The 26805-nt window shown below is 62.2% G+C and carries 22 protein-coding genes; 10 read left to right on the top strand and 12 right to left on the bottom strand.

The features are described from left to right. Positions 1–33 precede the first annotated feature (33 nt). Positions 34–927, bottom strand: a complete 894-nt coding sequence (gene gcvA / locus BR71_RS01825) for a transcriptional regulator GcvA (protein ID WP_043631716.1) — start codon at positions 925–927, stop codon at positions 34–36. A gap of 217 nt (positions 928–1144) precedes the next feature. Between gcvA and acnB the strand changes: the two genes are divergently transcribed. Then, entirely contained in the window at positions 1145–3730 is a 2586-nt protein-coding gene (acnB, locus tag BR71_RS01830; RefSeq protein WP_043631719.1) for a bifunctional aconitate hydratase 2/2-methylisocitrate dehydratase, read from the top strand. Between the two features lie 127 nt (positions 3731–3857). On the opposite strand, the gene aac(6') is transcribed toward acnB, so the two are convergent. From aac(6') to ggt, 6 genes are all read right to left on the bottom strand, one after another. Then, positions 3858–4301 carry an aminoglycoside 6'-N-acetyltransferase gene (gene aac(6') / locus BR71_RS01835; RefSeq protein ID WP_043631724.1) on the bottom strand — a complete coding sequence of 148 codons (444 nt, stop codon included), beginning with the start codon at positions 4299–4301 and terminating at the stop codon, positions 3858–3860. A gap of 83 nt (positions 4302–4384) precedes the next feature. After that, entirely contained in the window at positions 4385–4516 is a 132-nt protein-coding gene (locus tag BR71_RS24930) for a hypothetical protein (RefSeq protein ID WP_254894676.1), read from the bottom strand. Positions 4517–4673: 157 nt separating this feature from the next. Then, positions 4674–4994 carry an SMR family transporter gene (locus BR71_RS01840; protein WP_043631726.1) on the bottom strand — a complete coding sequence of 107 codons (321 nt, stop codon included), beginning with the start codon at positions 4992–4994 and terminating at the stop codon, positions 4674–4676. After that, positions 4991–5365 (bottom strand): DMT family transporter, encoded by a 375-nt coding sequence (locus tag BR71_RS01845; protein WP_043631729.1) that lies wholly within the window; start codon positions 5363–5365, stop codon positions 4991–4993. Before BR71_RS01845 ends, BR71_RS01840 begins: the two co-directional genes overlap by 4 nt. Before the next feature lie 272 nt (positions 5366–5637). After that, positions 5638–6399: a substrate-binding periplasmic protein gene (locus BR71_RS01850; protein WP_043631732.1), complete on the bottom strand. Its 762-nt coding sequence runs from the start codon at positions 6397–6399 to the stop codon at positions 5638–5640. Between the two features lie 301 nt (positions 6400–6700). Next, on the bottom strand, positions 6701–8458 hold the full coding sequence (gene ggt / locus BR71_RS01855) for a gamma-glutamyltransferase (protein ID WP_043631742.1): 1758 nt from the start codon (positions 8456–8458) through the stop codon (positions 6701–6703). Between the two features lie 172 nt (positions 8459–8630). On the opposite strand from ggt, the gene BR71_RS01860 reads away from it, so the two are divergent. Then, positions 8631–10250, top strand: a complete 1620-nt coding sequence (locus BR71_RS01860) for a methyl-accepting chemotaxis protein (RefSeq protein ID WP_043631746.1) — start codon at positions 8631–8633, stop codon at positions 10248–10250. Positions 10251–10372: 122 nt separating this feature from the next. Next, positions 10373–11992: a methyl-accepting chemotaxis protein gene (locus BR71_RS01865; RefSeq protein WP_043631759.1), complete on the top strand. Its 1620-nt coding sequence runs from the start codon at positions 10373–10375 to the stop codon at positions 11990–11992. Between the two features lie 111 nt (positions 11993–12103). Here BR71_RS01865 and BR71_RS01870 read toward each other — a convergent pair whose 3' ends face one another. The 3 genes from BR71_RS01870 to BR71_RS01880 all read right to left on the bottom strand — a co-directional run bounded on the left by BR71_RS01870 (position 12104) and on the right by BR71_RS01880 (position 15399). Then, positions 12104–12298 carry a hypothetical protein gene (locus tag BR71_RS01870; protein ID WP_043631761.1) on the bottom strand — a complete coding sequence of 65 codons (195 nt, stop codon included), beginning with the start codon at positions 12296–12298 and terminating at the stop codon, positions 12104–12106. A 642-nt stretch (positions 12299–12940) separates the two neighbouring features. Next, on the bottom strand, positions 12941–13312 hold the full coding sequence (locus BR71_RS01875; RefSeq protein WP_043631764.1) for a hypothetical protein: 372 nt from the start codon (positions 13310–13312) through the stop codon (positions 12941–12943). Between the two features lie 440 nt (positions 13313–13752). Further along, on the bottom strand, positions 13753–15399 hold the full coding sequence (locus BR71_RS01880; protein ID WP_052370257.1) for a methyl-accepting chemotaxis protein: 1647 nt from the start codon (positions 15397–15399) through the stop codon (positions 13753–13755). A gap of 322 nt (positions 15400–15721) precedes the next feature. Here BR71_RS01880 and BR71_RS01885 point away from each other — a divergent pair, with 322 nt between their 5' ends. Beyond that, positions 15722–16471, top strand: coding sequence for an endonuclease/exonuclease/phosphatase family protein (locus tag BR71_RS01885; RefSeq protein WP_043631767.1), 750 nt, complete (start codon positions 15722–15724; stop codon positions 16469–16471). A gap of 120 nt (positions 16472–16591) precedes the next feature. Here the strand turns inward: BR71_RS01885 and BR71_RS01890 are convergent, their stop codons facing one another. Next, the gene (locus BR71_RS01890) at positions 16592–18337 is read right to left on the bottom strand and encodes a methyl-accepting chemotaxis protein (RefSeq protein WP_052370258.1); all 1746 of its coding nucleotides are present in this window, start codon (positions 18335–18337) and stop codon (positions 16592–16594) included. Between the two features lie 47 nt (positions 18338–18384). Beyond that, positions 18385–20076 carry a methyl-accepting chemotaxis protein gene (locus BR71_RS01895; RefSeq protein ID WP_052370259.1) on the bottom strand — a complete coding sequence of 564 codons (1692 nt, stop codon included), beginning with the start codon at positions 20074–20076 and terminating at the stop codon, positions 18385–18387. 159 nt (positions 20077–20235) lie between these two features. Here BR71_RS01895 and BR71_RS01900 point away from each other — a divergent pair, with 159 nt between their 5' ends. The 6 genes from BR71_RS01900 to BR71_RS01925 are packed head-to-tail and all read left to right on the top strand — an operon-like array spanning position 20236 to position 26800. Beyond that, positions 20236–20541: an STAS domain-containing protein gene (locus tag BR71_RS01900; RefSeq protein WP_043631770.1), complete on the top strand. Its 306-nt coding sequence runs from the start codon at positions 20236–20238 to the stop codon at positions 20539–20541. Beyond that, the gene (locus BR71_RS01905) at positions 20528–22627 is read left to right on the top strand and encodes a chemotaxis protein CheA (RefSeq protein WP_043631773.1); all 2100 of its coding nucleotides are present in this window, start codon (positions 20528–20530) and stop codon (positions 22625–22627) included. Before BR71_RS01900 ends, BR71_RS01905 begins: the two co-directional genes overlap by 14 nt. 28 nt (positions 22628–22655) lie before the next feature. Further along, on the top strand, positions 22656–24317 hold the full coding sequence (locus BR71_RS01910) for a methyl-accepting chemotaxis protein (protein ID WP_043631777.1): 1662 nt from the start codon (positions 22656–22658) through the stop codon (positions 24315–24317). A gap of 13 nt (positions 24318–24330) precedes the next feature. Next, positions 24331–24873, top strand: a complete 543-nt coding sequence (locus BR71_RS01915; protein WP_043631780.1) for a chemotaxis protein CheW — start codon at positions 24331–24333, stop codon at positions 24871–24873. Next, positions 24874–25755 carry a CheR family methyltransferase gene (locus tag BR71_RS01920; RefSeq protein WP_043631784.1) on the top strand — a complete coding sequence of 294 codons (882 nt, stop codon included), beginning with the start codon at positions 24874–24876 and terminating at the stop codon, positions 25753–25755. It abuts the gene before it with no gap. Continuing rightward, positions 25730–26800 carry a protein-glutamate methylesterase/protein-glutamine glutaminase gene (locus BR71_RS01925; RefSeq protein WP_043631787.1) on the top strand — a complete coding sequence of 357 codons (1071 nt, stop codon included), beginning with the start codon at positions 25730–25732 and terminating at the stop codon, positions 26798–26800. Before BR71_RS01920 ends, BR71_RS01925 begins: the two co-directional genes overlap by 26 nt. The last annotated feature ends 5 nt before the right edge of the window (positions 26801–26805 follow it).

A 26805-nucleotide genomic window follows, 5' to 3' on the forward strand; every position in this document is an offset into this window, starting at 1 on the left:
CTCGTTCATGCTGGCGCGGCTTTGAACATGCGTTCAGATCGCGTCGGGGCGGGTGGCCTCGCTCTCCAGCCAGCGGCAGAACGCGGCAACGGCGGCATCCTCCGCCGCCGCGCGCGGCGCCACCCAGCAGTAATCGCGCACCGTGGCCACCGGCGCCGGCAACGGCGACAGCAGCACGCCCGCGTCTATCTGCGCCTGTGCCATCGGCATGGGGCCCAGCACTACCCCCAGGCCGTCCATCGCCGCCTGCAAGGCCAGCGAGAAACTATCGAAGTGCAGGGCGCTGGCCGGTTTCAGCCCCGGCACTCCGGCCAAGGTCAGCCAGCGCGGCCAGGCGGTGGGGCGGGTGTCGGCGTAGAGCAGGGTGTGGCGCGCCAGATCAGCCGGGCTGGCGATGGGCGCGGCGGTCAGCAGCGCCGGGCTGCACAGCGGCAGCTCCCATTCTTTCAGGAAGGGCTTGGCGATATGGCCGGGCCAATCGCCGGGGCCGCGGCGGATGGCGATGTCGAACGGGCTGTCCAGCCGGCTGATGTCGCGGTCCGATGTGGCCAGGTGCAATTCCAGTTCCGGAAACTGCTCGCGAAAACGGCTCAGCCGCGGCAGCAGCCAGTACATGGCGAAGGTGGGCGTGGAATTGATGCTGACCCGACGCCGGCTATCCGCTTGCAGCAGTTGGGAAGTGGCGTTGGCGATCAGGTCCAGGCCGTCTTGCACTTGCACCAGATAGCGCCAGCCGGGGTCGGTCAGCTTGACCCTGCCGCCGCTGCGCTCGAACAGCGGCACGCCCAGCCAATCCTCCAATTGCTTGATCTGCTTGCTCACAGCCCCATGGGTGACGAAGAGTTCGCCGGCGGCGGCGGAAAAGCTCTCCAGCCGGGCTGCTGCCTCAAAAATACGCAGAGTGTTGAGAGGGGGGTAAGTGCTCATGCTGTGATTTTAACTCACAATCTATGTTGCGATAACTCGTTTGAAAGCGGACGGCTAACAGCGTAATCTTCAGGCATGAAATCAAGGCCGCGCCAACGGGTGTCGCAGCGCGGCCTTGGTGGCCGCAGCCATAGCCTTACCCCATTGTCCCGCAGCGTCGGAGTCCCGGCCTTGCCGGGGACGCTGCCAACAACCCAAGCCATAAAGGTCCAAAGTCATGCTGGAAGCTTACCGTCAACACGTGGCCGAGCGCGCCGCGCTGGGCATTCCGCCGCTGCCGCTGTCCGCCAAGCAAGTGGAAGCGCTGGTGGAACTGCTGAAAAATCCGCCCAAGGGCGAAGAAAGCACCCTGGTTGAACTGATCACCCATCGCGTGCCGCCGGGCGTGGACGACGCCGCCAAGGTCAAGGCTTCCTTCCTGGCCGCCGTGGCCGAGGGCGACGTCCAATCCCCGCTGATCTCCCGCGAGCTGGCCACCCAGTTGCTGGGCACCATGCTGGGCGGTTACAACATCAAGCCGCTGATCGACCTGCTGGACGACGCCGCCGTGGCCCAGATTGCCGCGGACGGCCTGAAGAAAACCCTGCTGATGTTCGACGCCTTCCACGACGTGAAGGAAAAAATGGACAAGGGCAACGCCTTCGCCAAGCAGGTGGTGGAGTCCTGGGCTAACGCCGAATGGTTCACCAGCCGCCCGGCGGTGGCTGAGAAGATCACTGTCACCGTGTTCAAGGTTACCGGCGAAACCAATACCGACGACTTGTCCCCGGCGCCGGACGCCTGGAGCCGCCCGGACATCCCGCTGCATTATCTCGCCATGCTGAAGAACGCCCGTCCCGGCATCACTCCGGAAGAAGACGGCAAGCGCGGCCCGATGCAGTTCATCGAGGACCTGAAGAAAAAAGGTCACCTGGTTGCCTACGTAGGCGACGTGGTGGGCACCGGCTCCAGCCGCAAATCCGCCACCAACAGCGTGATCTGGGGCACGGGCGAAGACATCCCCTACGTGCCGAACAAACGCTTCGGCGGCGTGTGCCTGGGCGGCAAGATCGCCCCCATCTTCTTCAACACCCAGGAAGACTCCGGCGCGCTGCCGATCGAAGTGGACGTGTCCAAGATGGAGATGGGCGACGTCATCGACATCTACCCGTATGAAGGCAAGATCGAGAAGGCCGGTCAGAAGATCGCGGACTTCGCGCTCAAGTCCGAAGTGATTCTGGACGAAGTGCGCGCCGGCGGCCGCATCAACCTGATCATCGGCCGCGGCCTGACGAGCAAGGCGCGTGAAGCGCTGGGCCTGCCGGCGTCCACCGAGTTCCGTCTGCCCAAATCCCCGGTTGATTCCGGCAAGGGCTTCAGCCTGGCTCAGAAAATGGTTGGCCGCGCCTGTGGCCTGCCGGAAGGCCAGGGCGTGCGCCCGGGCACTTACTGCGAACCGAAGATGACGACCGTCGGCTCGCAGGACACCACCGGCCCGATGACCCGCGACGAACTGAAAGACCTGGCCTGCCTGGGCTTCTCCGCCGACCTGGTGATGCAGTCCTTCTGCCACACCGCCGCTTATCCCAAGCCGGTGGACGTGAAGATGCACAAAGAATTGCCGGCCTTCATCTCCACCCGCGGCGGCGTGTCGCTGCGTCCGGGCGACGGCGTGATCCACAGCTGGCTGAATCGACTGCTGCTGCCGGACACCGTGGGCACCGGCGGCGACAGCCACACCCGTTTCCCGATCGGCATCTCCTTCCCGGCCGGCTCCGGCCTGGTGGCCTTCGCCGCCGCCACCGGCGTGATGCCGCTGGACATGCCTGAATCGGTGCTGGTGCGCTTCAAGGGCAAGATGCAGCCAGGCGTGACCCTGCGCGATCTGGTCAACGCCATCCCGCTGTACGCGATCAAGCAAGGCCTGCTGACCGTGGCCAAAGCCGGTAAGAAAAACGTCTTCTCCGGCCGGATTCTGGAAATCGAAGGCCTGCCGGAGTTGAAGGTGGAGCAAGCCTTCGAGCTGTCCGACGCCTCCGCCGAGCGCTCCGCCGCCGGCTGCACGGTGCACTTGGACAAGGCGCCCATCATCGAATACATGACCTCCAACATTACCCTGATGAAGACCATGATCGCCAACGGCTATCAGGACGCGCGCACGCTGGAGCGCCGCATCAAGGCGATGGAAGCCTGGATCGCCAACCCGCAGTTGCTGAAGGGCGACGCCGACGCGGAATACGCGGCGGTGATTGAAATTGACCTGGCCGACATCCACGAACCCATCGTGGCTTGCCCGAACGACCCGGACGACGTGAAAACCCTGTCCGACGTGGCCGGCGCCAAGATCGACGAAGTGTTCATCGGCTCTTGCATGACCAATATCGGCCACTTCCGCGCCGCTTCCAAGCTGCTGGAAGGCAAGCGCGACATCCCGGTAAAACTGTGGGTGGCGCCGCCAACCAAGATGGACGCCGAACAGCTGACCGCGGAAGGCCATTACGGCACCTTCGGCACCGCCGGCGCGCGCATGGAAATGCCGGGCTGCTCGCTGTGCATGGGCAACCAGGCGCAGGTGAAGGAGGGCGCCACCGTGATGTCCACCTCCACTCGCAACTTCCCCAACCGTCTGGGCAAGAACTCCAATGTTTACCTGGGTTCCGCCGAACTGGCCGCGATCTGCTCCCGTCTGGGCCGCATCCCGACCAAGGAGGAATACATGGCCGACATCGGCGTGCTGAATCAGAAGGCCAGCGAAGTTTACCGCTACATGAACTTCAACGAGATCGCCGATTACCAGGAGCTGGCGGACACCGTGAAGGTGTAATCAAATCAATGATTTGATTGTCTGAGTCCTGGCGAGGCGTCCGGAGCGTATCATTGAATACCCCTGGACGCACCCCCAAAAGAATACCCCGCGCAAGCGGGGTATTTTTATTGGATGCAAGCCTGATTCAACGCAGCGGCATTCGATAAAACACCACTCTCTCCGTCTCCTCGAAGCCCAAGCGGGCATGTATGCTTTGTGAGGCGAGATTGTCCAGCGGCGCGTCGGACGCTAGTTCCATGCAGTCGTGCTCCAGGCCCCAAGCTTGTACCGCCGTCACCAATTGTCGGGCGATGCCGTTTCGCCGGCAGGCGGGCAACACGAAAATGCCTTCCAGGAAGGCGACCGGGCTGTTGGCGCAACCATTGACGTAGTCGTGCCGGATCGCGGCATCGGCGAAGCCCACGGCCTGGCCGGCGGCGTCCCGCGCCAGGAAGGCGGCAAGATGGCCCGACGCGAGAATGGCCTCGCCGTCTTGGTAGTGGCCGGTGGGGGCATGGTGCGGCCAGAGTTGTTGGCGCAGCGCCACCCAGTCTGGCAGGGCGGCGCGGTCCAGTTTTTGAATCGGCATCGGTATTCCCGTGCCGGCGCGGAGGCGCCGGGAAAAACAAAGGGCCGGCATGGCCGGCCCGCTGTGTGGTCGAAGGCGGCGTGTCAATCGGCTTCGCCGCACAGCTCGCAAGGTTGATCTGTTTCGCCATGGATGGCCAGGATGCCAACATCGCTGGCGCAGTGCTCGCAGAGGGTGAGCAAGGCTTGGGTGTTTTCCAAGGACTCTTGGCTCATGCTGCTCACAACTCGATACTGTTGCATGTCTCAGCCTTTCATTGCTTGGATGGAGCCCGTACCCTAAACCGTTATGGCGCGGGTCGCCATACTCAGATAGGACAGGTTGCAGGCGGCGGCGCGTCATAAAAGCGTCACTGAACGCCGCCGCGGTTTATCAGGCGGTGGTCAGCACCACCACCGAGGAAATCACGACCGCCATGCCCACCCAGCCCAGCGGCTTGAGCCGCTGGCCAAAAAAGATGCGCGCGCCGATGGCGGTGCCGATGATGCCCAGCGCGCCCCACAGCGCGTAAGCCACGGCAAGGTCGATGCCCCGCACCGCCTGGCCCAGAAGGGCGAATGCCACCCAAACCATGGCGATGGCGCCGAAGCCCCAGGCCTTGTTGCGGAAGCCGTTGGACTTTTCCAGCATCAGGTTGGCGGCCACTTCGATCAGGGCCGAGGACACCACGAATAAATAGAATACGGTTTTCATGCGCTTTGCTCCTGGGCTTGTTCATCGGCTTCGCCGGACACCACGCAGGCAATGCCCGCCACGGACAGCCCCAGTCCGATGATTTCCTGAGTCAGCAAGGTTTCGCCAAACAGATAGACCCCGATCAGGGCCAGGCCGGCCAGACCCAGGGCTTCCCAGGCGGCGTAAGCCACGCCCACGGAGATGGTGCGGATGGCGAGAGACAGAAAGTAATAGGACAGCGCCAATGCCGCCGCCATCACGCCATAGCCCCAGTAGCTTTCGGTGCGGGCGGCGTAAGCCATGAAGGATGTGCCCAAGATCTCGGTGCCGATGGCCACCAACAGAAAAGCCCAGCCCAGCCAGGGGTGGGGAGAAGATTGAGTTTGCATGCTACGCTCCTGTGATTGGAAATCCGGAAGCCACATGCGCTAGAGGCGCAACAACGCTCCGCGAAAAGCGCGGATGACGCCGTCAGCAAAGACAGTCGGTCGCTTAGACCGCCCCGTAAAACCGTTTGGGGCAGAAGGGTTGTTTATCGCATTGAAGCGCAAGATAAGCGCCAAAATGGCGTGGCGCTTATGGTGGCTGTTTGAAATTTTGAACAAATATAACACATCGCTAATGGATGTTCAATTTAATTGATAGCAAAAACTTTCAAATGCTATTTGCAAGAAGCCAGCCGGACGTTGTAGCGGCGCGCCAGACGAGGCAGCGTGCCGTCGTGGCACAGCGCGTTCAAGGCTTGGTTGAAGTCCGCCACCATGCCCGGTTTGACTGACTTTAACGGGAAACCGTAGAGGTAGGTCAGCGGTTGGATGGTGGCCAGCGGGCGGAGGCCGCTCAGCGCTTCGCGGCGGATGATATAGCGAGTAACGTCTTCATTGGCAAAAGCCACCGCGTCCGAGCCGTAACGCATGGCGGCCAATTTCTTTAACACTGTTTCCTGGTTGTTTTCCACGGAAATGTTCATATTGGGCAGGCCGGCAATCAGCTTGTCCAAGGCGTTCTGCGTCACCGATGGGCCGTATACCGCAATGCGGTGGTTTTGCAGATCCTGCGCTTGCTGGTAGCGGAAGGTGGAGCTGGCGGTGGCGAACAGGCCGTAGCTGCTGTTGTACACCGGCGCGCTCAAGGCCAGCGATATCCTGCGCTCCGGCGTGTCCTGGACTGGAAAGATGCCGTCCACCTTGCCTTCCTCTGCCAGCAACAAGGCGCGGCGCCACACCATGGCCTGAACTTCGCAACTCCAGTTCAGCCGCTGGCATACCGCCACCAGCGTGTCCACCATCAGGCCCTGCGGCAGGGGTTTGTCGGTCACTTCGATGAAAGGCGGGAAATCCTGGGTGACGAAGTGCAGGGTGGCCGCGTCGACATGGAGCGGCAGAGACAAGGCCAGCGCGGCGCTGCTCAGCAATTTCAGCATGTGCGGGCTTCTCCCCAATGAACGGCGCTGGACCGGCGGCCAGGTTCGGATGCCTTGTTACATTATGGTTGAGTTTCCATGCCGGTTTAACGCTTTATCGGCCAGCCAGGCGCTTTCTTGATGCGGAGAGCGGGGAGCCGCCTGGCCGGCGCGACTTGGAACGCGTTCACGATCTTGCAAGCAAGAGCGAGACAAGGCGAAAACGGCAGAGAAAGCGAAGTGTACACGCGGCACATGAGCATTTCGAAGCCGTAATCACCGTGTCGCGTCTTACTAAGCACCGCGGATCGTGAACAGGTTCTTAATAGCCCATCGTGGCGCCGTCCGGGTTGCGCGGGTCGGAATAACCGTACAAGCCGCCGTCGCGCAGTTGTATGGTTTGGGTCCGGCCCATGCTGGGTTTGAGCGAGATCTTGTAACCTTGCTCGCGCAACAGCCGCAGCGTGTCCGGACTCAGGCCTTTTTCCACTCTCAGCTCATCCGGCAGCCACTGGTGGTGCACTCGCGGCGTGGATGCGGCTTCGGCCGGATTCATGCCGAAATCGATGGCGTTGACGATGGTTTGCAAAGTGGTTGTGATGATGCGAGCGCCGCCAGGGCTGCCGGTCACCAGCCAGGGTTTGCCGTCTTTCAGCACCAGCGTTGGGGACATCGACGACAAGGGCCGTTTGCCGGCCGCCACTGCGTTGGCGTCGCCGCCGATCAGGCCAAAGGCGTTGGGCACGCCCGGCTTGACGGAAAAGTCGTCCATCTCGTTATTGAGCAAAATGCCGGTGCCGCCGGCAATGATGCCGCTGCCGAAGTTCAGGTTCAGCGTGTAAGTCACCGCCACCGCGTTGCCTTGCTTGTCCACAATGGAGTAGTGGGTGGTCTGGTCGCTTTCATAGGGTTGCGGCTTGCCGGGCTTGATCTCGGCGGCGGGCCTGGCCTTGACCGGGTCTATCGTTGTTGCCAATTGGTCGGCGTAGCGCTTGGAAGTCAGTCCGGTCTGCGGCACTTTGACGAAAGCCTGGTCGCCCAGGTATTCGGAGCGGTCGGCGTAGGCCAGCTTCATCGCCTCGGCCAGATAGTGGATGGTTTGCGCGCTGTTGGGGCCGTAATCGGCCAGCGGATAGCGTTCCAGCAAATTCAGGATCTGGACGATGTGGATGCCGCCGGAGCTGGGGGGCGGCATGGACACCACTTGGTAGCCGCGGTAGCTGCCGCTGACCGGTGCGCGCTCTTCCACCTTGTAGCCAGCGAGGTCAGCCTTGTTGATCAGGCCGCCGTGGCGCGCCATTTCCGCCACGATCTTGTCGGCGATGCTGCCCTGATAAAAGGCTTTTGGCCCTTGTTTCGCGATCAGGCGCAGAGATTGTCCCAAATCGCGTTGCACCAGCTTTTCGCCTGCGCGCAGCGGGCGGCCGTCGCGGAAAAACACCGCGCGGCTGCTGTCCCATCGGCCCAGATTGTCTTTTTCCACTTCCAGCATTTCCGCCAGCGTCTGCGACACCGCGAAGCCTTGCTCCGCCAACTTCACCGCCGGAGCAATCACCTTGGCCAGCGGCAGGCTACCCCAGCGTTGCTGGGCGTGAGCCAGCCCGGCCACCGTGCCGGGCACGCCCACCGCCAGGTGGGTGTACAGCGACCGGCCGTCAACCACCTTGCCCTGAGCATCCAGATACATGTCGCGGCTGGCCTTGGCCGGCGCGATCTCACGGAAATCCAGCGCAATGTTGCGGCCGCTCTTGGCATCGTGCAGCACCATGAAGCCGCCGCCGCCCAGGTTGCCGGCGTTGGGCAGCGTCACCGCCAGCGCAAAGCCCACGGCCACCGCGGCGTCTACCGCGTTGCCGCCCTGGCGCAGGATGTCCAAGCCCACTTGGGTGGCCAGGCCTTGCTCGGTGGCCACCATGCCGTTGCGGGCGTAGACCGGATGGAAAACATCGTAGTCGTAATCGTATTTGACCTGCGGCGCCGCCGGCGGGCTCAGCGCCAGGGCCGGGGCGTTGAAGCCCAGGCTCAAGCTTAGGGCCAGGGCGCTCAGCAGCAGTCTTGGGCGGGGACGGAATGGCGTCATGATAGTTCTCCTTTGTTGTTTGTGTTTTATGAATGTTGTGATTGCGAGAACATTCTACGGTGCCGGCGCAAGTCGCAAAAGCCTGATTTTCCATGCCAAATGATTTGAAAACTCCAAGGAAGCAAGCCTATAAAGAATCGAGCTTCATAAGTGATGAATCTAGGGGGTTACCATGAGCATATCCCAGCGCTTGCTGCTGACCTTGGCGGTTGCCTTGCTCGGCTTGTTCGTTGTCGGCGGCTTCGGGCTGCTCCAACTGCATCGCGCCAACGAACGCTTCGATTATCTGCAGATCAATTCCTTTCCCAGCATCCAAACTCTGGATCAGGCCCTGCAAGCGCAAACCGATATGCGGGTGCTGACCTATCGACACGGCATCAGCGAAGACGCCAAGGTCAAGGCGGATATCGAAGCCAGCATCGCCGAGCTGGACAAGCAGATGGACACGGCGTTGGATCGTTATCAGAAAGAACTGGTGTCCGACGACGAAGACCGGCGGCTGATAGAAAAGGACCGCGCGGACATCCGGGTCTACCGCCAGCAGCGCGACAGCGTGTTCAAGATTTCGCGCGAGCAGCCGCCGGAAATCACCCGCAAGGAACTGGTGAACGGGCCGCTGCTGCCCGTGGCCAAGGCCGTGGTCAAGGACATCAAGGACCACATCGACTACAACTACAAGCTAGCCAAGCAGCTGTCCGCGGACAACGCCGTCGCCTACGAGCAGGCCTTCGTCTCCTCGCTGGTGGCCATCGTGGCCGCCTTGATCCTCAGCGGCGCGCTGGGCATCGCCTTGTTCCGCAGCATCCGCAGCAGCCTTAACCAGATAGGCAAAACCCTGGATCAGGTCAGCGCCAGCAAGGACTTCCGTCTACGCGCCCAAGTCTTGCGCAAGGATGAGATTGGCCGCACCGCCGCGGCGTTCAACCGCTTGCTGGAAGACCTGCAACACAGCTTCCGAGGCATACGGGACAACATTTCCGAGATAGACAAAGCCACCTCCGGCCTGGCGGCCAACACCAATCAGATTGCGCGCAGCTCGGAGGTGCAGAGCGAATCCGCCGGAGCCATGGCGGCGGCGGTGGAACAGATGACGGTGAGCATCAACCATGTGGCCAGCAACGCGGTGGAGGCGCGCACCCAGGCGCAGCAGGCGGGCAGCATGGCCAACGAGGGCGGGCAGGTGATTTCCGCCACCGTGCTCGGCATTTCCGAGGTGGCGGGCGCGATCAGCGACGCCTCGCATCGCATTGGGCAATTGAAGGAGGACAGCGCCACCATCGCCTCGGTCATGGGGGTAATCAAGGATATTGCCGATCAGACCAACCTCTTGGCCTTGAACGCGGCGATCGAGGCGGCGCGCGCCGGTGAAACCGGCCGAGGCTTCGCGGTGGTGGCGGACGAAGTCCGCAAACTGGCCGAACGCACCGCCAGCTCCACCACGGAAATCGCCACCATCATCAACAAGATGCAAAGCAGCACGTTGGAAGCGGTGCAAAGCATGGAAAAAGTGGTGGAACAAGTGCATCAGGAAACCGACAACGCCCGCGAAGCCAGCAATGTGATTGAAAAGATTCAGGACAGCAGCGGCCAGGCGATGGAGCTGGTCAAGGACATTTCCGGCAGCATCAACGAGCAAAGCAGCGCAAGCAATACCATTGCTCAGAAGGTGGAGCAGATCGCGCAGATGGCGGAAGAGAACGCGTCCGCCTCCAGCGCCTCGGCGGATGCGGCGGAGCAATTGCAACAGCAGGCCAAAAACATCCTGGACACCGTGACCCAATATCAAGTGTAAAGCCGCGCGGCGGCTGAATTTGCGCGCTTAATGGATATTCTTATTTAGTACTTTCTTCTGTTTTATCGCTATGCCTATAACAAAGCTACATGCGGCATCGGGTGAAGAAACGGAGAATAAGGATGAATATCTCACAGCGGCTTATGTTGACCATGATGGTGGCCATGCTGGCCTTGATCGGCGTCGGCAGTTACGGCCTGTGGCAATTGCACAGCGCTAATGAGCGGTTTGATTATCTGAAGGTCAATACCTTCCCCAGTATCAAGGCATTGGATCAGGGCTTGCAGGCCTTAACCAAGATACGCGTCGCCGCATATCGCCACGGCATCGCCGTCGACGCCAAACGCAAGGCGGAGGCCGAGGCGCAGATCGCCGAAAGCGATAAAGCGCTGGATCAGGTGTTGGCCGTTTATGAAAAAGACCTGCTGTCCAATGACGCGGACCGCAAGCTGTTGCAGCAGGACCGGGCGGATCTGCAAACCTACCGTAATAACCGAGAGAGCTTTTTGAAAGCTTCGCGCGAGCATCCGGGCGCGGAGGCGCAAGCGATGTTGGTGGCAGGGCCGCTCCCGGACTCCGCCAAGGCGTTGGCCAAGGACCTCAACGACCATATCGACTTCAACTACGCATTGGCCGACAGCCTTTCAAAAGACAATGCCGCCGCTTACAGCATGGCCTTCGGCAGCTCCGTGGCGGTGATCGCGGCTTGTTTATTACTGAGCGGCGGCCTGGGCTGGCTGTTGTTCAGCCATATCCGTCTGAGCCTGCATCAGATTCGCTCCACCATGTTCAATGTGAACCAGCAAAAAGACTTCACCTTGCGGGCGCCGGTGGGGCGCATGGATGAGGTAGGGGAAACCGCATCCGCCTTCAACCAATTGCTGGAAAATCTGCAACGCAGCTTCCGTGACATCCGCGATAGCATCGGCGCCATTGACGGCGCGATGTCCGGCCTGGCCAACAACACCCATGAGATTGCCCGCAGTTCGGAAATGCAAAGCGAATCCGCCGCGGCGATGGCGGCGGCGGTGGAGCAGATGACGGTGAGCATTAATCATGTCGCCTCCAGCGCGGTGGAGGCGCGGGGTCAGTCGCAACAGGCCGGCGAGATGGCGACCGAAGGCGGCCAAGTGATCTCCGCCACCGTGCGGGGCATCACCGAGGTGGCCGGCGCGATCACCGACGCCGCGCAGCGCATTGGACAATTGAAAGAAGACAGCGCCACTATCGCCTCGGTGATGGGAGTGATCAAGGACATCGCGGATCAAACCAATCTGCTGGCCTTGAACGCGGCAATCGAAGCGGCGCGCGCCGGCGAGATGGGACGCGGCTTCGCCGTGGTGGCGGACGAAGTGCGCAAGCTGGCGGAACGCACCGCCAGTTCCACCACCGAGATTGCCGCCATCATCAACAAGATGCAGGGCAGCACGATGGAAGCGGTGCAGAGCATGGAAAAAGTGGTGGAACAAGTGCACCAGGAAACCGACAACGCCCGCGCCGCCAACGACGCCATAGACCAGATACGGAACAGCAGCGGCAAGGCGATGGAACTGGTGCGCGATATTTCCAACAGCATTGCGGAACAGAGCGTTGCCAGCAACACCATTGCTCAGCGCGTGGAGCAGATTGCCCAGATGGCGGAGGAAAACTCTTCGGCGTCCAGCGGCTCTGCGGACGCCGCCGGGCAGTTGAGCCAGCAAGCGCGGGTGATTTTGCAGACGGTGTCGGCTTATCAGGTGTAAGGGCGGCCCGCCCGTCAACACGTTCCAAGGGCGGCGCGGCGGAAACGCCGGCGCCGCCCTTGGACGAAGCCGCAGGCCTATTCAAGGCCTTGGCGGAGTTGCGCGTCAGGCTTATTCAGCTTGCTGCTTTTCGGCCTTGTCCCGCTTGGCGCGTTTTTGTTCCTTCTTCTTGGTCGGCTTGTCGGTCATCGGATGCTTCAGCACCTTGGCGGCCAGCTTTCTAGCCGATTTAGTGGCCTTCTTCTGTCCGCGTACCTTGTCCGCCAACGCCGCTAGTTTTTTTGCGGCGCGTTTGATCTTGGCCATTCAGACTCTCCTTTACGGATTGATGAATCGAACCCCCATGGTACTGCGTGGGGGGGAATAAACACCGGGCCTTTCAGATCGTTGACAGCGGGGGGATGAACGCGAATGCAGTTAGAACCTGTTTACGATCTGCCGCGCGCCGTGAAGCGTTTACGGTGAGTACGTCTTCAAAATGCTCATGTATCACGCGTGCATTCCGCTTTCTCAGCCGTTTTCGCCTTGTCTTGCGTGATCGTAAACACGTTTTTAGGGGCGCGGGAAACCAGGGGGGAGGTGAAAATGACAAGCATTTCGGCTGGGCGAGTCACCCGCCTGTGGTTTTTATCCGGCACCAAGAGGGAGGGTGAATGGATCAAACAGGTGACTCGCGCAGCCGCCTTGCCAGCGTTGCACAGACAAGGATTTCAGGCTTTTTACCATAGATTGCCCACGCCAGCTATCGTCACATTCCCTATTGTGGCGTCGAGGAGCGGCCCGGACAAGGATGATCCGGGCGCTAAGGGCTTGTTCAAAGCCTGCCGCGCATCGGCGGGATGGTTTAGACAAGGGCGTTGAAACCGTCTTCGAAATGCTCATGCACCACTCGACCATTCCGCTTTCTCAGCCGTTTTCGCCTTTGCGCGCGAGATCGTAATCACGTGCTTAGGGGCGTTGGGCTTGCGCCTCCGCGTCGCTTTCGTGAACATGGGTGCCGACGGCGATCAGCACTTCCAGTTGATCGAAGAAACCTGCCCAGGCGCCGCGTTGCGGGCTGAAATCGAACAAGTTCATATCATGGGCGATGCGAGAGAGCAGGCCGTGGCCGGCGTGCTCCGGGTATTGGCGGAACAGATCAACCAGCGCGCGGCCGTAGCGTTCGCCCAGCGCGTAGGCCTCCGAAAAGTCCCGGCACCGAGGTACGCGCCAGTAATGCGGATGGCTGCGGTCCGGCGAGGAGCCTACAAAAGGCAGTTTGGCTTCGCGGGCCTCCAGCAAGCGGTAGAAGGCGCGCAGTTCTTCTTTGGATTTACTCATGGCGGGCCTCCTGGTTGAAACAGGCAAGCGCCGATGCGGGGGAAAACCGGGAAACGGGGCGGGATACGCGCCTAATGGATGTCGACATTGCTACCTCCTCAAGCGGATGCCGGCCTGGCCGCGGGGCGCGGCTAGGCGGGCGCATGACAAGGTTGGCCTACCGGGAGACATTCATACCGGCGCACCCATGGGGTGCCCTCGCCATGACCCGCCCGAATGGGCAAAGCAATAGCGAGAACGTCTCACTCGGGAGGCCAATCCCGAGCGCCGCAGTTGCAGCGGCGCGGGGCTATTGTTGGCGAGTCGGGCGCGTGCTGTCAATGCAGGGACGGCAAGGATGAAAAAACCGCCCCGCGGACCAGGCCGGCGGGGCGGGGGATGAAGCCGCTTGATTGTAGAACCTGTTTTCCGCCGACGCGCAGCGGATGGTAAGCCGGTTCTTAAAGTTTGAAGGCGAGGGTGGTCTGCTGTAGCCGCTCCGCCACCACCGCCAGCTCGCGGGTGGCTTGAGAGAATACATCCACCGCTATGCCGTTTTCCTTGGACATTTGGGCGATGGCCTCCACGCGGCCGGCCAGATCGGTACTGGCCTGGCGCTGCTCCTGCATCGCCATGGCGATGTCGCTGATGGCGCCCACCACGCCTTCCGCGCTTTGTTCCACCGAACTAATGGTGGTGGACACATGTTCCGAGGACTCCACGACCTGGCTGACGATGTGGCGGCTGTTGCGCATGCTGTCCACCGCCTCCTTGGCCCCGGCCTGGATCTTGGCAATCATCTGAGTGATTTCGGTGGCGGAGCCGGTGGTGCGTTCCGCCAGCTTGCGCACTTCGTCCGCCACCACGGCGAAGCCTCGGCCCTGTTCGCCGGCCCGCGCGGCCTCAATGGCGGCGTTGAGCGCCAAGAGATTGGTCTGGTCCGCCACTTCCTTGATGACGGTGGCGATGCTGCTGATCATCTGCGCCTGCTCGGACAAGGATTCCAGGTTGTTGGCGGAGGCGGCCACGCTGTCGTTGACCTTGCGCACCTGTTGGGTGGAGTCCTGCACTTCCTTATTGCCTATCTTGGCCTGGCTGCCGGCTTCGCTGGCCTGGGAGTCCGCCAGCGAGGCGTTATTGGAGCATTGGTCGATGCTGACGGTCAGCTCTTCGATTGACGCGGCGGCGCTGGAGGTGGCGTTGACCTGCTGGCCGATGCTGGCGCTGACTTGTTCGGTGGAGGCGGCCAGTTGCTCGGCGGTGGCGGCCACGCTGGAAGCGGAGTTGATGATGTCGCCCACGGTAACGCGTAGTTTTTTCTGGGTGTCGGACAGCGATTGCATCATCTGGGCCACTTCGTCCTTGCCCTGTACTTCGATCTCGCCGGTCAGGTCGCCGCTGCCCAGCTGGAACAGTGCCGCCATGCCTTTTTTCAGGCTGCCGACGATGCCGTTTTGAATCATCACGCCCAAGGCCAGCAGCACGATGATGGCGGCTACCAGCACGCCGATGACCACGTTGCGCGCGCGTTCATATTTGGCCGCGGCGTCTTTCAAAGCCTGGTCAGCCGACTTGACGTTGATGTCGACGATCTGGCTCATGATGTCGTCGGCGATCTGGAATTTGGGCCGGCATTCGGTACGCATCACTTCCAGCGCCTTTTTGTTGCTGACGCCGTCGCCGGTATCGGCGTAACTGAGGTCGCGCGCTTTTTTACAGGCTTCCTCCATGGCCGGCCAGGCGGCGTCAAAGCGCTTAAGCGCGTCCACTTCCGGCGGGGTGAGTACGGTTTTGCGGTAGAGGTCCATCAGCCGGTTCATTTCCGCTACGTACTTGCTGCGGTTGGCCGAGCCTTCGTCCTTGCGCTTTTTGTCGGGTTCGGAAATGAAGCGATAGTCGGAGCGGCTGACATAGATGGCGTATTGGTTGGCCACCGCCACCCAGTAGACGGACATCAATAAATTGTCGTGCATATCAATGGTGAGGTCGTTCATATCCGACGTGCTTCTGACGCCCACTCCACCAATAATCACGCTGGCCAGCACGCCAAGCACGATCAGCCCAAATATCTTGACCTTGATGCTGAACTGCGCAAGAAAGTTTCCCATCACTCGCTCCCTAAACTTCCGCCGATGACCACACATTGTTTTCTAGCTACTGTTATAAGTGTGTAGTGCAGCTGTATGCATCTTGCAATGCTTGATGTTGGATATTTTTCAGTAGCTCAATACTTATTAAAATAATTGTTTTGAGTGACTAGCATGAGTGGGCGCGAAGATTGAAATTACGCCGTCAGCGCTTATCTTTGAAACTGAGGCGCGGACAATGGGCGTGGGGAACGGGGCTTGCGGCCGGTGGTCTGAGTTAGCTTGTTCACGGGGCAGTTAAAAGCGGCGGGCCGTGCGCCCGCCCGATAAAGAAGCATATCCTATGAAAGCCATTACCGTAGCCACTTACAACATCCACAAGGGCATGTCGCCGCTGAACCGCCATGTGCGGCTGGGCGATATGGCTTCCGCGCTGGAGTCCATCGACGCCGATGTGCTGTTCTTGCAGGAGGTGCAAGGCAAGAACATCGAGCGCGCCTTGCAGCATGCCAGCTGGCCCAAGCTGCCGCAGCATCATTTCCTGGCGCGCCGGCTGGATCACAAGGCGGCTTACGGCCTGAACGCGGCGTATGAGCACGGCCATCACGGCAATGCCTTGCTGACGCGTTTCCCCATCAATACCTGGTGCAACCGCGATATTTCGGTCAACCGCTTTGAAAGCCGCGGCCTGCTGCATTGCCAACTGACGCCGGCGGGTTGGAAGCGGCCGGTGGTGACGCTGTGCGGCCATTTCAATTTGCTGGCGCGGGACCGGCGCAAGCAGTTCCTGGACCTGGCGCGTTATGTGCGCGAGAACGTGCCGGAGGATGCGCCGCTGATTTTGGCCGGCGATTTCAACGATTGGCGGGAGGAAGCCACCGACCATCTGATGGACAGCTTGGGCTTGGTGGAGGTGTTCGATCAGTTGTTTGGCCGCCATGCGCGCAGCTTTCCGGCGCGGATGCCGATGCTGCCCTTGGACCGGATCTACGTGCGCGGGTTGAAGCCCCTGGAGGCTGAGGTGCTGAAGGGCGCGCCGTGGTCCCGTTTGTCCGATCATCTGCCGCTGTCCGCCAGCCTGGTGCCGGCTTAAAACCTGTTCACGAAGCGCGGCAGGCTTTGAACAGGTTCTGAGGGCCGGCGCTATTTTCTGAACGTCAAAACCAACAGGGCTCCGCAATGCGGAGCCCTGTTGGTTTGCGTGGAGCCGGGTTCAGAGATGGAAGCGTTCCACCACGTTTTTGAGCTTGCTGGCGTGGCCGTTCAGTTCGCTGAGGGTGGCGCTGGCGTCTTGCGCCACTTCCGAGGTGCTGCGGGTCATGCCGTTGATGTGCTCGGTGGTGTGGGCAATATTGCCCACGGCGGTGGATTGCTCGCGGGTGGCGTGGGTGATCTGGGTAAAGGTGTCCACCACTTGCCGCATCAGGCCGCCGATGTTTTCGATCTCGCTGGCCGCGCCCTGGGCCAGGTCCACGCTCTGGTCCACGGTGGAGCGGGCTTGCTGCATGCTGGCGACGGTGCCGGCGGTTTGCTGGCGCATGCCTTCGGTCATATTGGTGATTTCGGTGGTGGCCTGGGCGGTGCGCTCGGCCAGCTTGCGCACTTCGTCGGCCACCACGGCGAAGCCGCGGCCCATTTCCCCGGCGCGGGCCGCTTCGATGGCGGCGTTGAGCGCCAGCAGGTTGGTTTGATCGGCGATGTCTTTGATCACGTTGACGATGGAGCTGATCTCCTCGGAACGGGTACCCAGCGAATGCAAGGTGTCGCTGAGGGTGGACATGGCCTGGGAGAGTTTGCCCACTTCGGCGGACACTTGGTGCATGGCCTGACGGCCGCGTTCGGCGCTGTTATTGGCCTGGGAGATGATGGCGTTGGCGTCGGCGGTGGTGTCGGCCACATGGGTGACGCTGACGGTGATTTGCTCAATGGTGGCGGCGCTGGAGCTGATGGCTTGGTTGACCTGGTCCGCGTCTTCGCTGATCCGGCTGGTGGTCTGGTGCAGAGAGCCGACGGCGCTGACCAGTTCTCCGGCGTTGTTGTTGACTTCGCCTATCAGCCGGCGCAGCCGCTGGTTCATCACGCCGATTTGCCCCAGCGCGCTGGCTTCCGGCGCTTTGGGCACCTCCACCGCCAGGTTGCCGGAAGCGATTTCCTGCAGCACGCCTTCAATTTCAGTGACGGAGCCGCCCAGCTGGGTATGGATCTGGCGGCGGCCCAGCAGGATCAGCAGCAGGATTTCGCCCACCAGCAGCACGATGGCGGTAAGGAACTGCAACTGGGCATTGGACAGCCTGTCCTTGGCCTGCGCCAGCGCGGTGTTGGTGCGCTGATCCAGCAACACGAAGAAGTCGTCGATGGGCTTCATGATCTGGGCTTTGAACTGGTGGTATTCCTTGCTGTGCACCAGTTTGCGCGCCAGTTCCATGTCCGGCTGGCCGCTGACGGTGTACTGGCCCTGGGCGTCGGCGAACTTGCCTTTGACCGCGTTCATCGCCCGTACTTCCAGCTTGACCAAACCGTCGGAATTGGCTTGAGCCTCTTTGAGCTTGGCGAACTCGGCGTCGGTGAAACCGGCTTGTTGCATCAGAGTTTGCAAGGGCACGGTCTCGCTGTCCGGCCTGGGTTTTTCCTGGCCGGCGGCGACAAAGTCCCAGTAGATGCGGTTGTATTCCTGCGGGCGAGGCGCCTTGCCGTTGCGGATATCCAGCACGCGGTTGTATTGCTGCTCATAGCCGGGGTCGCCGGTGACGACATAGGTGCGGCCCAGCCGGGTCAGGTCGTCCGAGCTTTGTCGCAGCTCGGAAGCCAGCAGGTAGGAGTGGTAGCGGCTTTCGCTGGCGGCGCTCATCACGTCCACCGCCTGGCGCATGGAAACAAAGGTGTAGATCACGCCGATAAAGGTGAGCGCGATGAGCAGCAGCAGGCCGGTGATGGCCTGATTTGCGCGTAGGTTTTTCATGTTGGAGATGTCCTCTCAGTGCGGCTGAACGATGTGCTGATGGCCGGTCAATGACGGGGCGCATGGCCCGCGGGGACGCGGCCGGCGGCGCTGGTTTCTCCTCTTTGGGGAGCGGGGGCGGCATGGAAACGCTGGATCTGGGCGTGTACTTGGTCCGCATGGCCGCGGCTGTCCGCCGAGATGGCGGCGAGCTCTTCCACCAGGCTGGCGTTTTGTTGGGTGGCGGCGCTCAGTTGCTGGATGGTGGCGTTGATTTGGCCTACGCCTTGCGCCTGCTCATTGGCGGCGATGGCGATTTCCCGGATGAGGCTGGCAGTTTTTCCGCTGGAAGCGACGATGGCGGCGAGTTGCGCGCCGGCCTGCCCGGCAAGCTGAACGCCGCTTGTGGTCATGCCGCTGATTTCCCTGGCGGCTACCTGGCTGCGTTCCGCCAGCTTGCGCACTTCCTGGGCCACGACGGTGAAGCCGTTGCCTTGCGCGCCGGCGCGGGCGGCCTCGATGGCGGCGTTGAGCGCCAGCAGGTTGGTTTGGTAGGCGATGTCGTCGATTACCGAGATGTGTTCGGCGATGCGCTCCATGCTGCGCACGGTGCGTTCGACGATTTCGCCGCCCTGGCGGGCGTCGTCCGCGGCCTGGGCCGCCATGGTTTCCGTGAGCGTGGCGTTGTGGCTGCTTTGGTTGATGGCGGAGGAGATCTGTTCCAGCGAGCAAGCGGCCTCGGCCAGGCCGGCCGCCTGTCCGCTGGTATTGAGGGAGAGTTGCTGGGAGCTGTGGCTGATCTGGGCCGACATCATCGACAGATGGCCGGCGCCGCGCTGGGAGTCCGCTATCGCGCGGCTGAGCGTGGTGACGGTCTGGAGTATGGCCTCCGCCAGGCTGTCCGCCGGGTAACCGCCCGGCGGGGCGGCGGCGGCTAGATCGCCTGCGGCCACCGCCCGCATCAGTTGGGTGACGCGCAGCGGCTCGTCTCCCAGCATGGCGAACAGGCGGCGGTAAATGCTCCAGAACATCAGCAGACCCAGCGCGCAGCAGGCCAGCATCAGCCCGATGACGATGGCCAGCCATAAGCCGGCCTGGGTTTGAGCCTGGGCGACGGCTTGGTTGGTGCGCTGTTCCATCAACTGATAGAACGCGTCAACCGGCTGCATGATGGCGGCTTTGTCCAGATGATATTGACGGTCATGCAGGATGCGTCTGGCCAGCTCGGGGTCGGGCGGCCCTTGCCGGGTGAAGCCGCCCTGGCCGTCGGCGAAGCGCCCCTTCATCGCGTTCATCGCCACGGTTTCGGTTTTGACCAGACGATCCGAATTGGCCTGGGCCAGCCCGAGCTTGTCGAATTCCTGCTGAGTGAAACCGGCCTGCCGCATCAGCTGTTGCAGGGGGACGGCCGGGCCGTCCGGCTGCGGCTTGCTGTCGTTAGCGGCCATGAAGTCCCAATAGATGCGATTGTAGTGCTCAGGGCGCGGCAGCTGGCCGTTGCGGATGGCCAGCACGGCCCAGTATTGCCGTTCATAGCGCGGGTCCCCAGTTTCCGCGTAGGTGCGAACCAGGCGGGTGAGGTCGTCCGAGCTTTGTCGCAGCTCGTTGGCCAAGAGGTAGCTTTGATTGCGTTGCGATTCCACCTGGGCTTGCAGGCCCAACTCATGCCGCAGGCGCAGGGTGCAGAGCAGGAGCAGCAGCAAGAGCAGGGCGAAGACGCCGGCGCTGGCCGTCAGCAGGGATTTGATGCTCAGTTTCATAGGCCTCCCGCCATGCTGCATTTGCCCTGTCCGCGCCGCCGCGCGCCAGGACTGGTTACTGTTTTGTATAAAACAATCTGTTTCTTGACTACTTTTAGTGTGGACACTTAAGTAAAAACATTGAGTTAACACCCGCTTGGCGTTTGGTCTGGGGGCGGAATGACCTTGCATGTCGAAATCGGCGAGGGTTGGGCCAAGGCCAGCCTGAGCGGCGAATTGAGTATTTACACGGCGGAGCAACTGAAAAGCGACTTGCTGCCGCTGCTGGCGCACGAGGCGGTGTCGCTGAGCTTTGCCGGGGTGACGGAGGTGGACGGCTGCGCGGTGCAATTGCTGCTGGCGTTTGGGCGGGAGTTGCGGCAGCTGGAACTGCTGGCGGACAACCCCTTGGTCAGCGAGGCGTTTCAGTTGCTGGGCGTGGCCTTGGCCGCGCCGCCGGCGGGAGGCGAGGATGGACTGGAGTAAGGCCAGGGCGATTTTCCTGGAGGAATCCCGCGAGCTGTGCGACGCGCTGGAAGGCGCGCTGCTGGACCCCGCGGCGTTTCCCTCCGACGCCGAAACCTTCAACCTGTTGCTGCGCACCGCGCACACCATCAAGGGCTCCGCGGGTACTTTCGGTTTCGACGCGCTGGTGGCTTTCGCCCATGCGATGGAGAGCGTGCTGGAACGGCTGCGCCGCGGCAAGCTTGCGTTGGGCGAAGACCTGGTCAGCCTGTTATTGAGCTGCAACGATCATTTACGACGAATGCTGGAGGCGGTGGAGGCATCCGCGCTGGATGCGGAGCCGGTTTGGCCGGATGGGGCCCCGCTGTTGCAGCGTTTGCAGCTGTTCCTGCTGGACGGGGCGGCCTGCGCGGTGGCAGGCGAAGACGCGCTGGACGCCGCCGCCACGCCGCTATGGCAATTGTCGCTGCGTTTTTATCCCGATTTGTTCCGAGACGGTTTTGATCCGTTGTCCTGCTTGCGCTTTCTCAGCCAGTTGGGCGTGCTGCGAGAGGTGGAGTTGGTCTGGCCCCCGCTGCCGGCCTTCGCGGAGTTGGAGCCGACGGATTGTTTCATCGGCCTGGAGTTGAGCCTGGAGTCCAAGGCCGGCCTTGAGCAGGTTCGCGATGCTTTCGAGTTTGTGGCCGAGGGCAGCTTGCTGGGCATCCTGCCGCCTCACGCGCCGCTGGCGGCGTTCCGCTCGCTGGCGGAGCGCCTGGGCGAGTCGATAGAGCCGCAGCTGTCGCGCTGGGTGGCGCGAGGGGCCTTGACGGCGGCGGAGGCGGAGCGGGTGCGCGAGGCGCCCTGGCGGGCGAGGGCGGAGAGCGAGGCGCGCGGCGAGCCGGGTGCGGCGACGGGCAGGGCGGCCCGCGGCGACAGTCACTATATCCGGGTGGAGGCCGGCAAGCTGGATCGGCTGATCAACCGGGTGGGCGAGCTGGTGATTGCGTCCGCAGGCACCAAGCTGATTGCGCAGAACCGTTGCGACGCCGAGCTGTTGGAGTCGGTGGCCATTATCAACACGCTGGTGGAAAGCATACGCGACGACGCGCTGACCTTGCGCATGGTGCCGGTGGATGAGGTGTTCTGCCGTTTCCCGCGCATGATGCGGGAGGTGTCGCGGCAATTGGGCAAATCCATACAGCTGACGATTCAAGGCGCGGACACCGAGATCGACAAATCCATGGTGGAGCGCTTGACCGATCCGCTGATGCACTTGGTGCGCAACGCGGTGGATCACGGGCTGGAGACGGCGGCTGAGCGGCGGGAGGCCGGCAAGCCGGAAACGGGCAAGGTGACGTTGAACGCCTTTCACGACGCCGGATCGGTGGTGGTGGAGATCCGGGACGACGGCCGCGGCATAGACCGCGACAAGGTACTGGCCAAGGCGCTGGAGCGCGGTTTGCTGAGCGAGGGCCGCCAGTTGAGCGAGCAGGAAACCCTGCAGCTGATTTTCCTGCCCGGCTTTTCCACTGCACACGCTTTAAGCGATCTGTCCGGCCGCGGCATGGGTCTGGACGTGGTGAAGCGGAATATCGAGCTCTTGCGCGGCGAGATCGAAATCTTTTCCCTGCCGGGCCAGGGTACGACGTTCCGGCTGCGGCTGCCTCTGACGCTGGCCATCATCGACGGCTTCCGGGTGGAGGTGAACGATTCGTCGCTGGTGATGCCGCTGGACATGATGATCGAGTGCGTGGACATGCCGGAGGAGGCCATGCGGCAGAACGCGCGTCAGATCAATGTGCGCGGCGATTGGCTGCCGTTCGTGTCCTTGCGCGAGCTGTTCAATCTGCCGCCGGCCGCGCAGCCGGAGTACGTGGTGATTGTGCACTACGGGGAAAACCGCGCTGGCGTGGTGGTGGACCGTTTGATGGGAGAAGTGCAGGCGGTGATCAAACCCTTGGGCGAGATTTTCCGATCGCTGCGCGGCATCAGCGGCTCCACTATCCTGGGCAACGGCAAGCCGGCGCTGGTGCTGGATATTCCGCAGTTGATTCATCACGCCTGCCGCCGCGAGCGCAGGCGGATTCGCCAGTCCAGCGAGGCGCAGGCGAGCGACGTTATTTAGCGCGCTTGCGCGCGCCGGGAGGTAGGCCATGCAGTGGTTTCACAATGCGCAGGTCAAGACCAAGCTGGGTCTTTCGTTTGGCGTGGTGCTGTGCTTTTTGCTGGCGCTGGGCTTTGTCAGCTACACCGCCACTGAGCGCATCACTATGGTGATGGTGAACTTGTTCGATAATCAGCTGACGCCGATAAAAGATATCGGCAACGCGGCGCGCTACGCCATGGCGAGCAACCGCTCCTTGTACCGCTATATCGCCGAAACGGATACCAAGATGATGGACGCGGTGGAGCTGGAAATGGCGGGCTTTGACAAAAGCATGAACGCCAGCCTGGACACTTACCGCAAGACGGATTTGACGCCGCCGGAGGTGGACGCGCTGCGTCGCTTTGACGCCGCCTGGGCTATTTACCAGCCCTACGCCACCGAGGTGAAACGGTTGTCTTACACCGACCGCGGCGACGGCGAGAACAACAAGCTGGCGCTGAAGCTGATGGCGGAGAAGGGCTGGCCAGCCTTTCAGGCCGTAGACGCGGTGCTGACCGAACTGGTGAACCTGAACGCCAAGCTGGCCGACAACTCGTTGCTGGAAACCAAGGTCATCAGCACGGACGCCTTGCGGATGTTGGTGGGCATCGCGGTGGCGGCGGTATTGTTGAGCATCGCGCTGGGGGTGATGGTGACGCGCAGCCTGCTCAAGCAACTGGGCGGGGACCCCTCCTATACGGTGCAGGTGGTGAGCCGGGTGGCGGCAGGGGATTTGTCCGTGCCGGTGAAGCTGCATCCGGACGACACCTCCAGCCTGTTGTATTCGATCAAGTCCATGGCGCACCGATTGTCCGAGACGCTGTCCGAGGTTAGCGCGATGTCGGAGGCGATAGGCTCGGCGTCCGAGGAGGTGTCGTCCACCGCCAATTCCCTGGCGCAAACCTCGTCCGAGCTGTCGTCCAGCATTGAACAGACCAGCGCCTCGGTGGAGGAGATGGCGGCCACGGTGACGCAGAACGCGGACAATGCGCGCGTAACCGAGAGCATTGCGTCCAAGTCCGCGTCCAGCGCGACTCAGGGCGGCAGCGCGGTCAGCGATATGGTGCACGCGATGAAGGAGATCGCGTCGCGGATCACGGTGATCAACGATATCGCCAACAAGACGGATTTGTTGGCCATCAACGCGGCGATCGAGGCGGCGCGCGCCGGAGAGCACGGCAAGGGTTTCGCCACGGTGGCGGTGGAGGTGAGAAAGCTGGCGGAGCGCAGCCAGGTGGCGGCCAGGGAGATAGGCGATCTGGCCAGCCGTTCCGTGAGCGTGGCGGAGAAGGCCGGCACGCTATTGCAAGAGATGCTGCCCGGCATAGACCAGACCGCCAGCCTGGTGCAGGAGATTTCCGCCGCCTCGCGCGAGCAGCGCTCCGGCATCGATCAGATCAACAGCGCGGTGACGCAGATCAGCAGCGGCATGCAGTCCTCGGCCACTTCCGCCGAGGAGTTAAGCTCCACCTCCGAGGAATTGAGCTCCGCGGCGATGCAGTTGCAGGAGCTGATGCAGCAATTCAAGCTGCGCAATACCCGAGGGCGCAAGTCCCGCATGGTGCACATTGGTCACCTGCACGCCGGCAAGGCCGCGCCGCCGCCGCCGATGGACGACGATGACGACCTGGACCTGAGCGTGGACGAGGACAAGTTCTCCAAGTATTGAGAGGAGCGCGGCAATGAGAAACAGCGAGCAGCCGGCCGGCCAGGACAGCGGGGGCCAGAAATTCCATTGCGTCACTTTCATCCTGGGCGAGGATTTGTTTGGCATCCAGATCAACTTCATCCGGGAAATCATCGAGTTCGACGGCATCACCGAGGTGCCGATGATGCCCAATTTCGTGCGCGGCATCATCAATCTGCGCGGCGCGGTGGTGCCGGTGATCGATTTGTCGGTGCGCTTCGGCCGCGGCCAAACCGCCCTGAAGGCGTCCACCTGCGTGGCCATTTTGTCGCTGCCGGGACTGGAGGGCGGTTACGCGGACATCGGCATCCTGCTGGATTCGGTGTGCGAGGTGCTGGAGATCCCGCAAAGCGAGATCGACCCCTCGCCCAGCTTTGGTTCCAATATCCGCAGCGACTTCATACAAGGCATCGCCACCATCAATCAGCGCTTCGCCATTTTGCTGAATGTGCGTCAGGCGCTGTCGGTGTCCGAGCTCAGCGAGATGGCGGAGGCGGTGACTCAACAGTTTCTGAGCGACGACATCGAGGCGCTATAGATGCTTGCCCTGGAGGAGTCGCTGCTTGCCACGCCCTTGCTGACGGACGGGGAGTTTTTCCAGCTGCGCCGCTTCATCTACCAGACCGCCGGCATCTCCATGCCGGTGAGCAAGCGTTCGCTGATTCAGTCCCGGCTGGCCAAGCGCATCCGCCATTTGCGCCTGAACAGCTATGCGGCTTACTGGCGCTTGATTTCGGACCCGGCCAACGAGGCGGAACGGCAATATGCGATCAATCTGCTGTCCACCAACGAAACCTATTTTTTCCGGGAACCTGAGCATTTTTTCTGGCTGCGGCAAAAAGCGACGCGCCTGCAGGGCAACGGCGAGTTCCGGGTGTGGTCCGCGGCCTGTTCCACTGGCGAGGAACCGTACACGGTGGCGATGGTTTTGGCGGAGGCGCTGGGCTTGCAGGGCAACTGGCGGGTGTACGCCTCCGACATCAACACCCGGGTTACCCTCCTGGCCCGGCGCGCGGTCTACTCGGTGGAGCGCGCGCGCAAGACTCCGCCGGAACTGTGGCGGCGTTATTTTCTGCGCGGCCGCGACGAATACGCCGGCATGGTGAGAGTGGCGCCGGCGCTGGCGAAGAAGGTGAGCTTCTCCAATTTGAACCTGCTGCACGCCTCTCACTTCGCCCATAGCCATTTCGATGTGATTTTCCTGCGCAATGTGCTGATTTACTTCGACGAGGCCACCAAGCTGCGAGTGCTGCTGTCGCTGTGCGACAAACTGCGGCAGGGCGGGCATTTGATCATCGGACATTCGGAATCCATCCGGCACCTGACGCTGCCTCTGGCGCAAGAGGCGCCGTCGCGGTACCGGCTGGATTCTCACCTTGCGAGCGGAAGAATCGATGAGCATCAATGTTCTGATAGTTGACGACTCCGCGGTGGCGCGCGAGATGCTGAGCCAAATGCTGGCCACCGCGCCGGACATCAAGCTGCTGGGCGCGTCGCCGGACCCCATTTACGCGATGAATCGGATGAAAATCCGCTGGCCGGACGTGATCATTCTGGATCTGGCGATGCCGCGAATGGACGGGCTGACCTTTTTGCGTCAGGTGATGGCGGAGCGGCCCACGCCGGTGGTTGTTTGCTCGGCCTTGACCACCGAGGGCGCGCGGGTGTCGCTGGAGGCGATGAGCGCCGGCGCGGTGTCCGTGTTGCTAAAGCCGCTGGTCAACGCGAAGACGAATTTCGCCGAGAACGCCAAACGGCTGGTGGACGAGGTGTACGCCGCGGCGGGGGTGAGGGTGGAAGCGCTGAAGCAAGCGGCGCCGTCCGGCTATCCGGCGCCCAAGCTGACCGCCGACGCCATCCTGGACGCGCCGCCGGAGCGCCGCCGGCCGGCGCAGGGCACGGAGCGCGTCATCGCGCTGGGCGCGTCCACCGGCGGCACCCAGGCGCTGGAGTTCCTGCTGCAACGCTTGCCGCCGCACTGCCCGGGCATGGCGGTGGTGCAGCACATGCCTGAGGGGTTTACGTCTATCTTCGCCAGCCGCCTCAATGAACTGGCCCAGGTGGAGGTGAGGGAGGCGAGAAACGGCGACGTGGTCAGCGCCGGCAAGGTGTTGATTGCGCCGGGGGGCCAGCATTTGTTGCTGCACCGCCGGCAGAAACAGTTTGTGGCCGAGGTCAAGGGCGGGCCGCCGGTGTCGCGGCACCGGCCGTCGGTGGACGTGCTGTTTCGTTCGGTGGCCGTGAGCGCCGGGGCGAATGCGGTGGGGGTGATTCTTACCGGCATGGGGGACGACGGCGCGCGCGGCATGCGCGAGATGCACGACGCCGGCGCGCGCACGCTGGCCCAGGACGAGGCCTCCTGCGTGGTGTTTGGCATGCCGCAGGCGGCCATTGCTCGCGGCGGGGTGGACGAGGTGATGTCTTTGGAGCGCTTGGCGAGGTTGTTGCAGGGTTTGCGCGCCTGAGAACC

Source organism: Chromobacterium haemolyticum DSM 19808, from assembly GCF_000711885.1.
Taxonomy (GTDB): domain Bacteria; phylum Pseudomonadota; class Gammaproteobacteria; order Burkholderiales; family Chromobacteriaceae; genus Chromobacterium; species Chromobacterium haemolyticum.

What these genes read in the sequence shown, in the direction of transcription:
- ggt (WP_043631742.1), bottom strand. Translation starts at nt 8,458, where the DNA reads ATGACGCCATTCCGTCCCCGCCCAAGACTGCTGCTGAGCGCCCTGGCC.
- BR71_RS01850 (WP_043631732.1), bottom strand. Translation starts at nt 6,399, where the DNA reads ATGCTGAAATTGCTGAGCAGCGCCGCGCTGGCCTTGTCTCTGCCGCTC.
- BR71_RS01895 (WP_052370259.1), bottom strand. Translation starts at nt 20,076, where the DNA reads ATGAAACTGAGCATCAAATCCCTGCTGACGGCCAGCGCCGGCGTCTTC.
- BR71_RS01870 (WP_043631761.1), bottom strand. Translation starts at nt 12,298, where the DNA reads ATGGCCAAGATCAAACGCGCCGCAAAAAAACTAGCGGCGTTGGCGGAC.
- BR71_RS01840 (WP_043631726.1), bottom strand. Translation starts at nt 4,994, where the DNA reads ATGAAAACCGTATTCTATTTATTCGTGGTGTCCTCGGCCCTGATCGAA.
- BR71_RS01875 (WP_043631764.1), bottom strand. Translation starts at nt 13,312, where the DNA reads ATGAGTAAATCCAAAGAAGAACTGCGCGCCTTCTACCGCTTGCTGGAG.
- gcvA (WP_043631716.1), bottom strand. Translation starts at nt 927, where the DNA reads ATGAGCACTTACCCCCCTCTCAACACTCTGCGTATTTTTGAGGCAGCA.
- BR71_RS01865 (WP_043631759.1), top strand. Translation starts at nt 10,373, where the DNA reads ATGAATATCTCACAGCGGCTTATGTTGACCATGATGGTGGCCATGCTG.
- BR71_RS24930 (WP_254894676.1), bottom strand. Translation starts at nt 4,516, where the DNA reads ATGAGCCAAGAGTCCTTGGAAAACACCCAAGCCTTGCTCACCCTCTGC.
- BR71_RS01910 (WP_043631777.1), top strand. Translation starts at nt 22,656, where the DNA reads ATGCAGTGGTTTCACAATGCGCAGGTCAAGACCAAGCTGGGTCTTTCG.
- BR71_RS01905 (WP_043631773.1), top strand. Translation starts at nt 20,528, where the DNA reads ATGGACTGGAGTAAGGCCAGGGCGATTTTCCTGGAGGAATCCCGCGAG.
- BR71_RS01925 (WP_043631787.1), top strand. Translation starts at nt 25,730, where the DNA reads ATGAGCATCAATGTTCTGATAGTTGACGACTCCGCGGTGGCGCGCGAG.
- BR71_RS01860 (WP_043631746.1), top strand. Translation starts at nt 8,631, where the DNA reads ATGAGCATATCCCAGCGCTTGCTGCTGACCTTGGCGGTTGCCTTGCTC.
- BR71_RS01890 (WP_052370258.1), bottom strand. Translation starts at nt 18,337, where the DNA reads ATGAAAAACCTACGCGCAAATCAGGCCATCACCGGCCTGCTGCTGCTC.
- BR71_RS01885 (WP_043631767.1), top strand. Translation starts at nt 15,722, where the DNA reads ATGAAAGCCATTACCGTAGCCACTTACAACATCCACAAGGGCATGTCG.
- acnB (WP_043631719.1), top strand. Translation starts at nt 1,145, where the DNA reads ATGCTGGAAGCTTACCGTCAACACGTGGCCGAGCGCGCCGCGCTGGGC.
- BR71_RS01880 (WP_052370257.1), bottom strand. Translation starts at nt 15,399, where the DNA reads ATGGGAAACTTTCTTGCGCAGTTCAGCATCAAGGTCAAGATATTTGGG.
- BR71_RS01915 (WP_043631780.1), top strand. Translation starts at nt 24,331, where the DNA reads ATGAGAAACAGCGAGCAGCCGGCCGGCCAGGACAGCGGGGGCCAGAAA.
- BR71_RS01900 (WP_043631770.1), top strand. Translation starts at nt 20,236, where the DNA reads ATGACCTTGCATGTCGAAATCGGCGAGGGTTGGGCCAAGGCCAGCCTG.
- BR71_RS01845 (WP_043631729.1), bottom strand. Translation starts at nt 5,365, where the DNA reads ATGCAAACTCAATCTTCTCCCCACCCCTGGCTGGGCTGGGCTTTTCTG.
- BR71_RS01920 (WP_043631784.1), top strand. Translation starts at nt 24,874, where the DNA reads ATGCTTGCCCTGGAGGAGTCGCTGCTTGCCACGCCCTTGCTGACGGAC.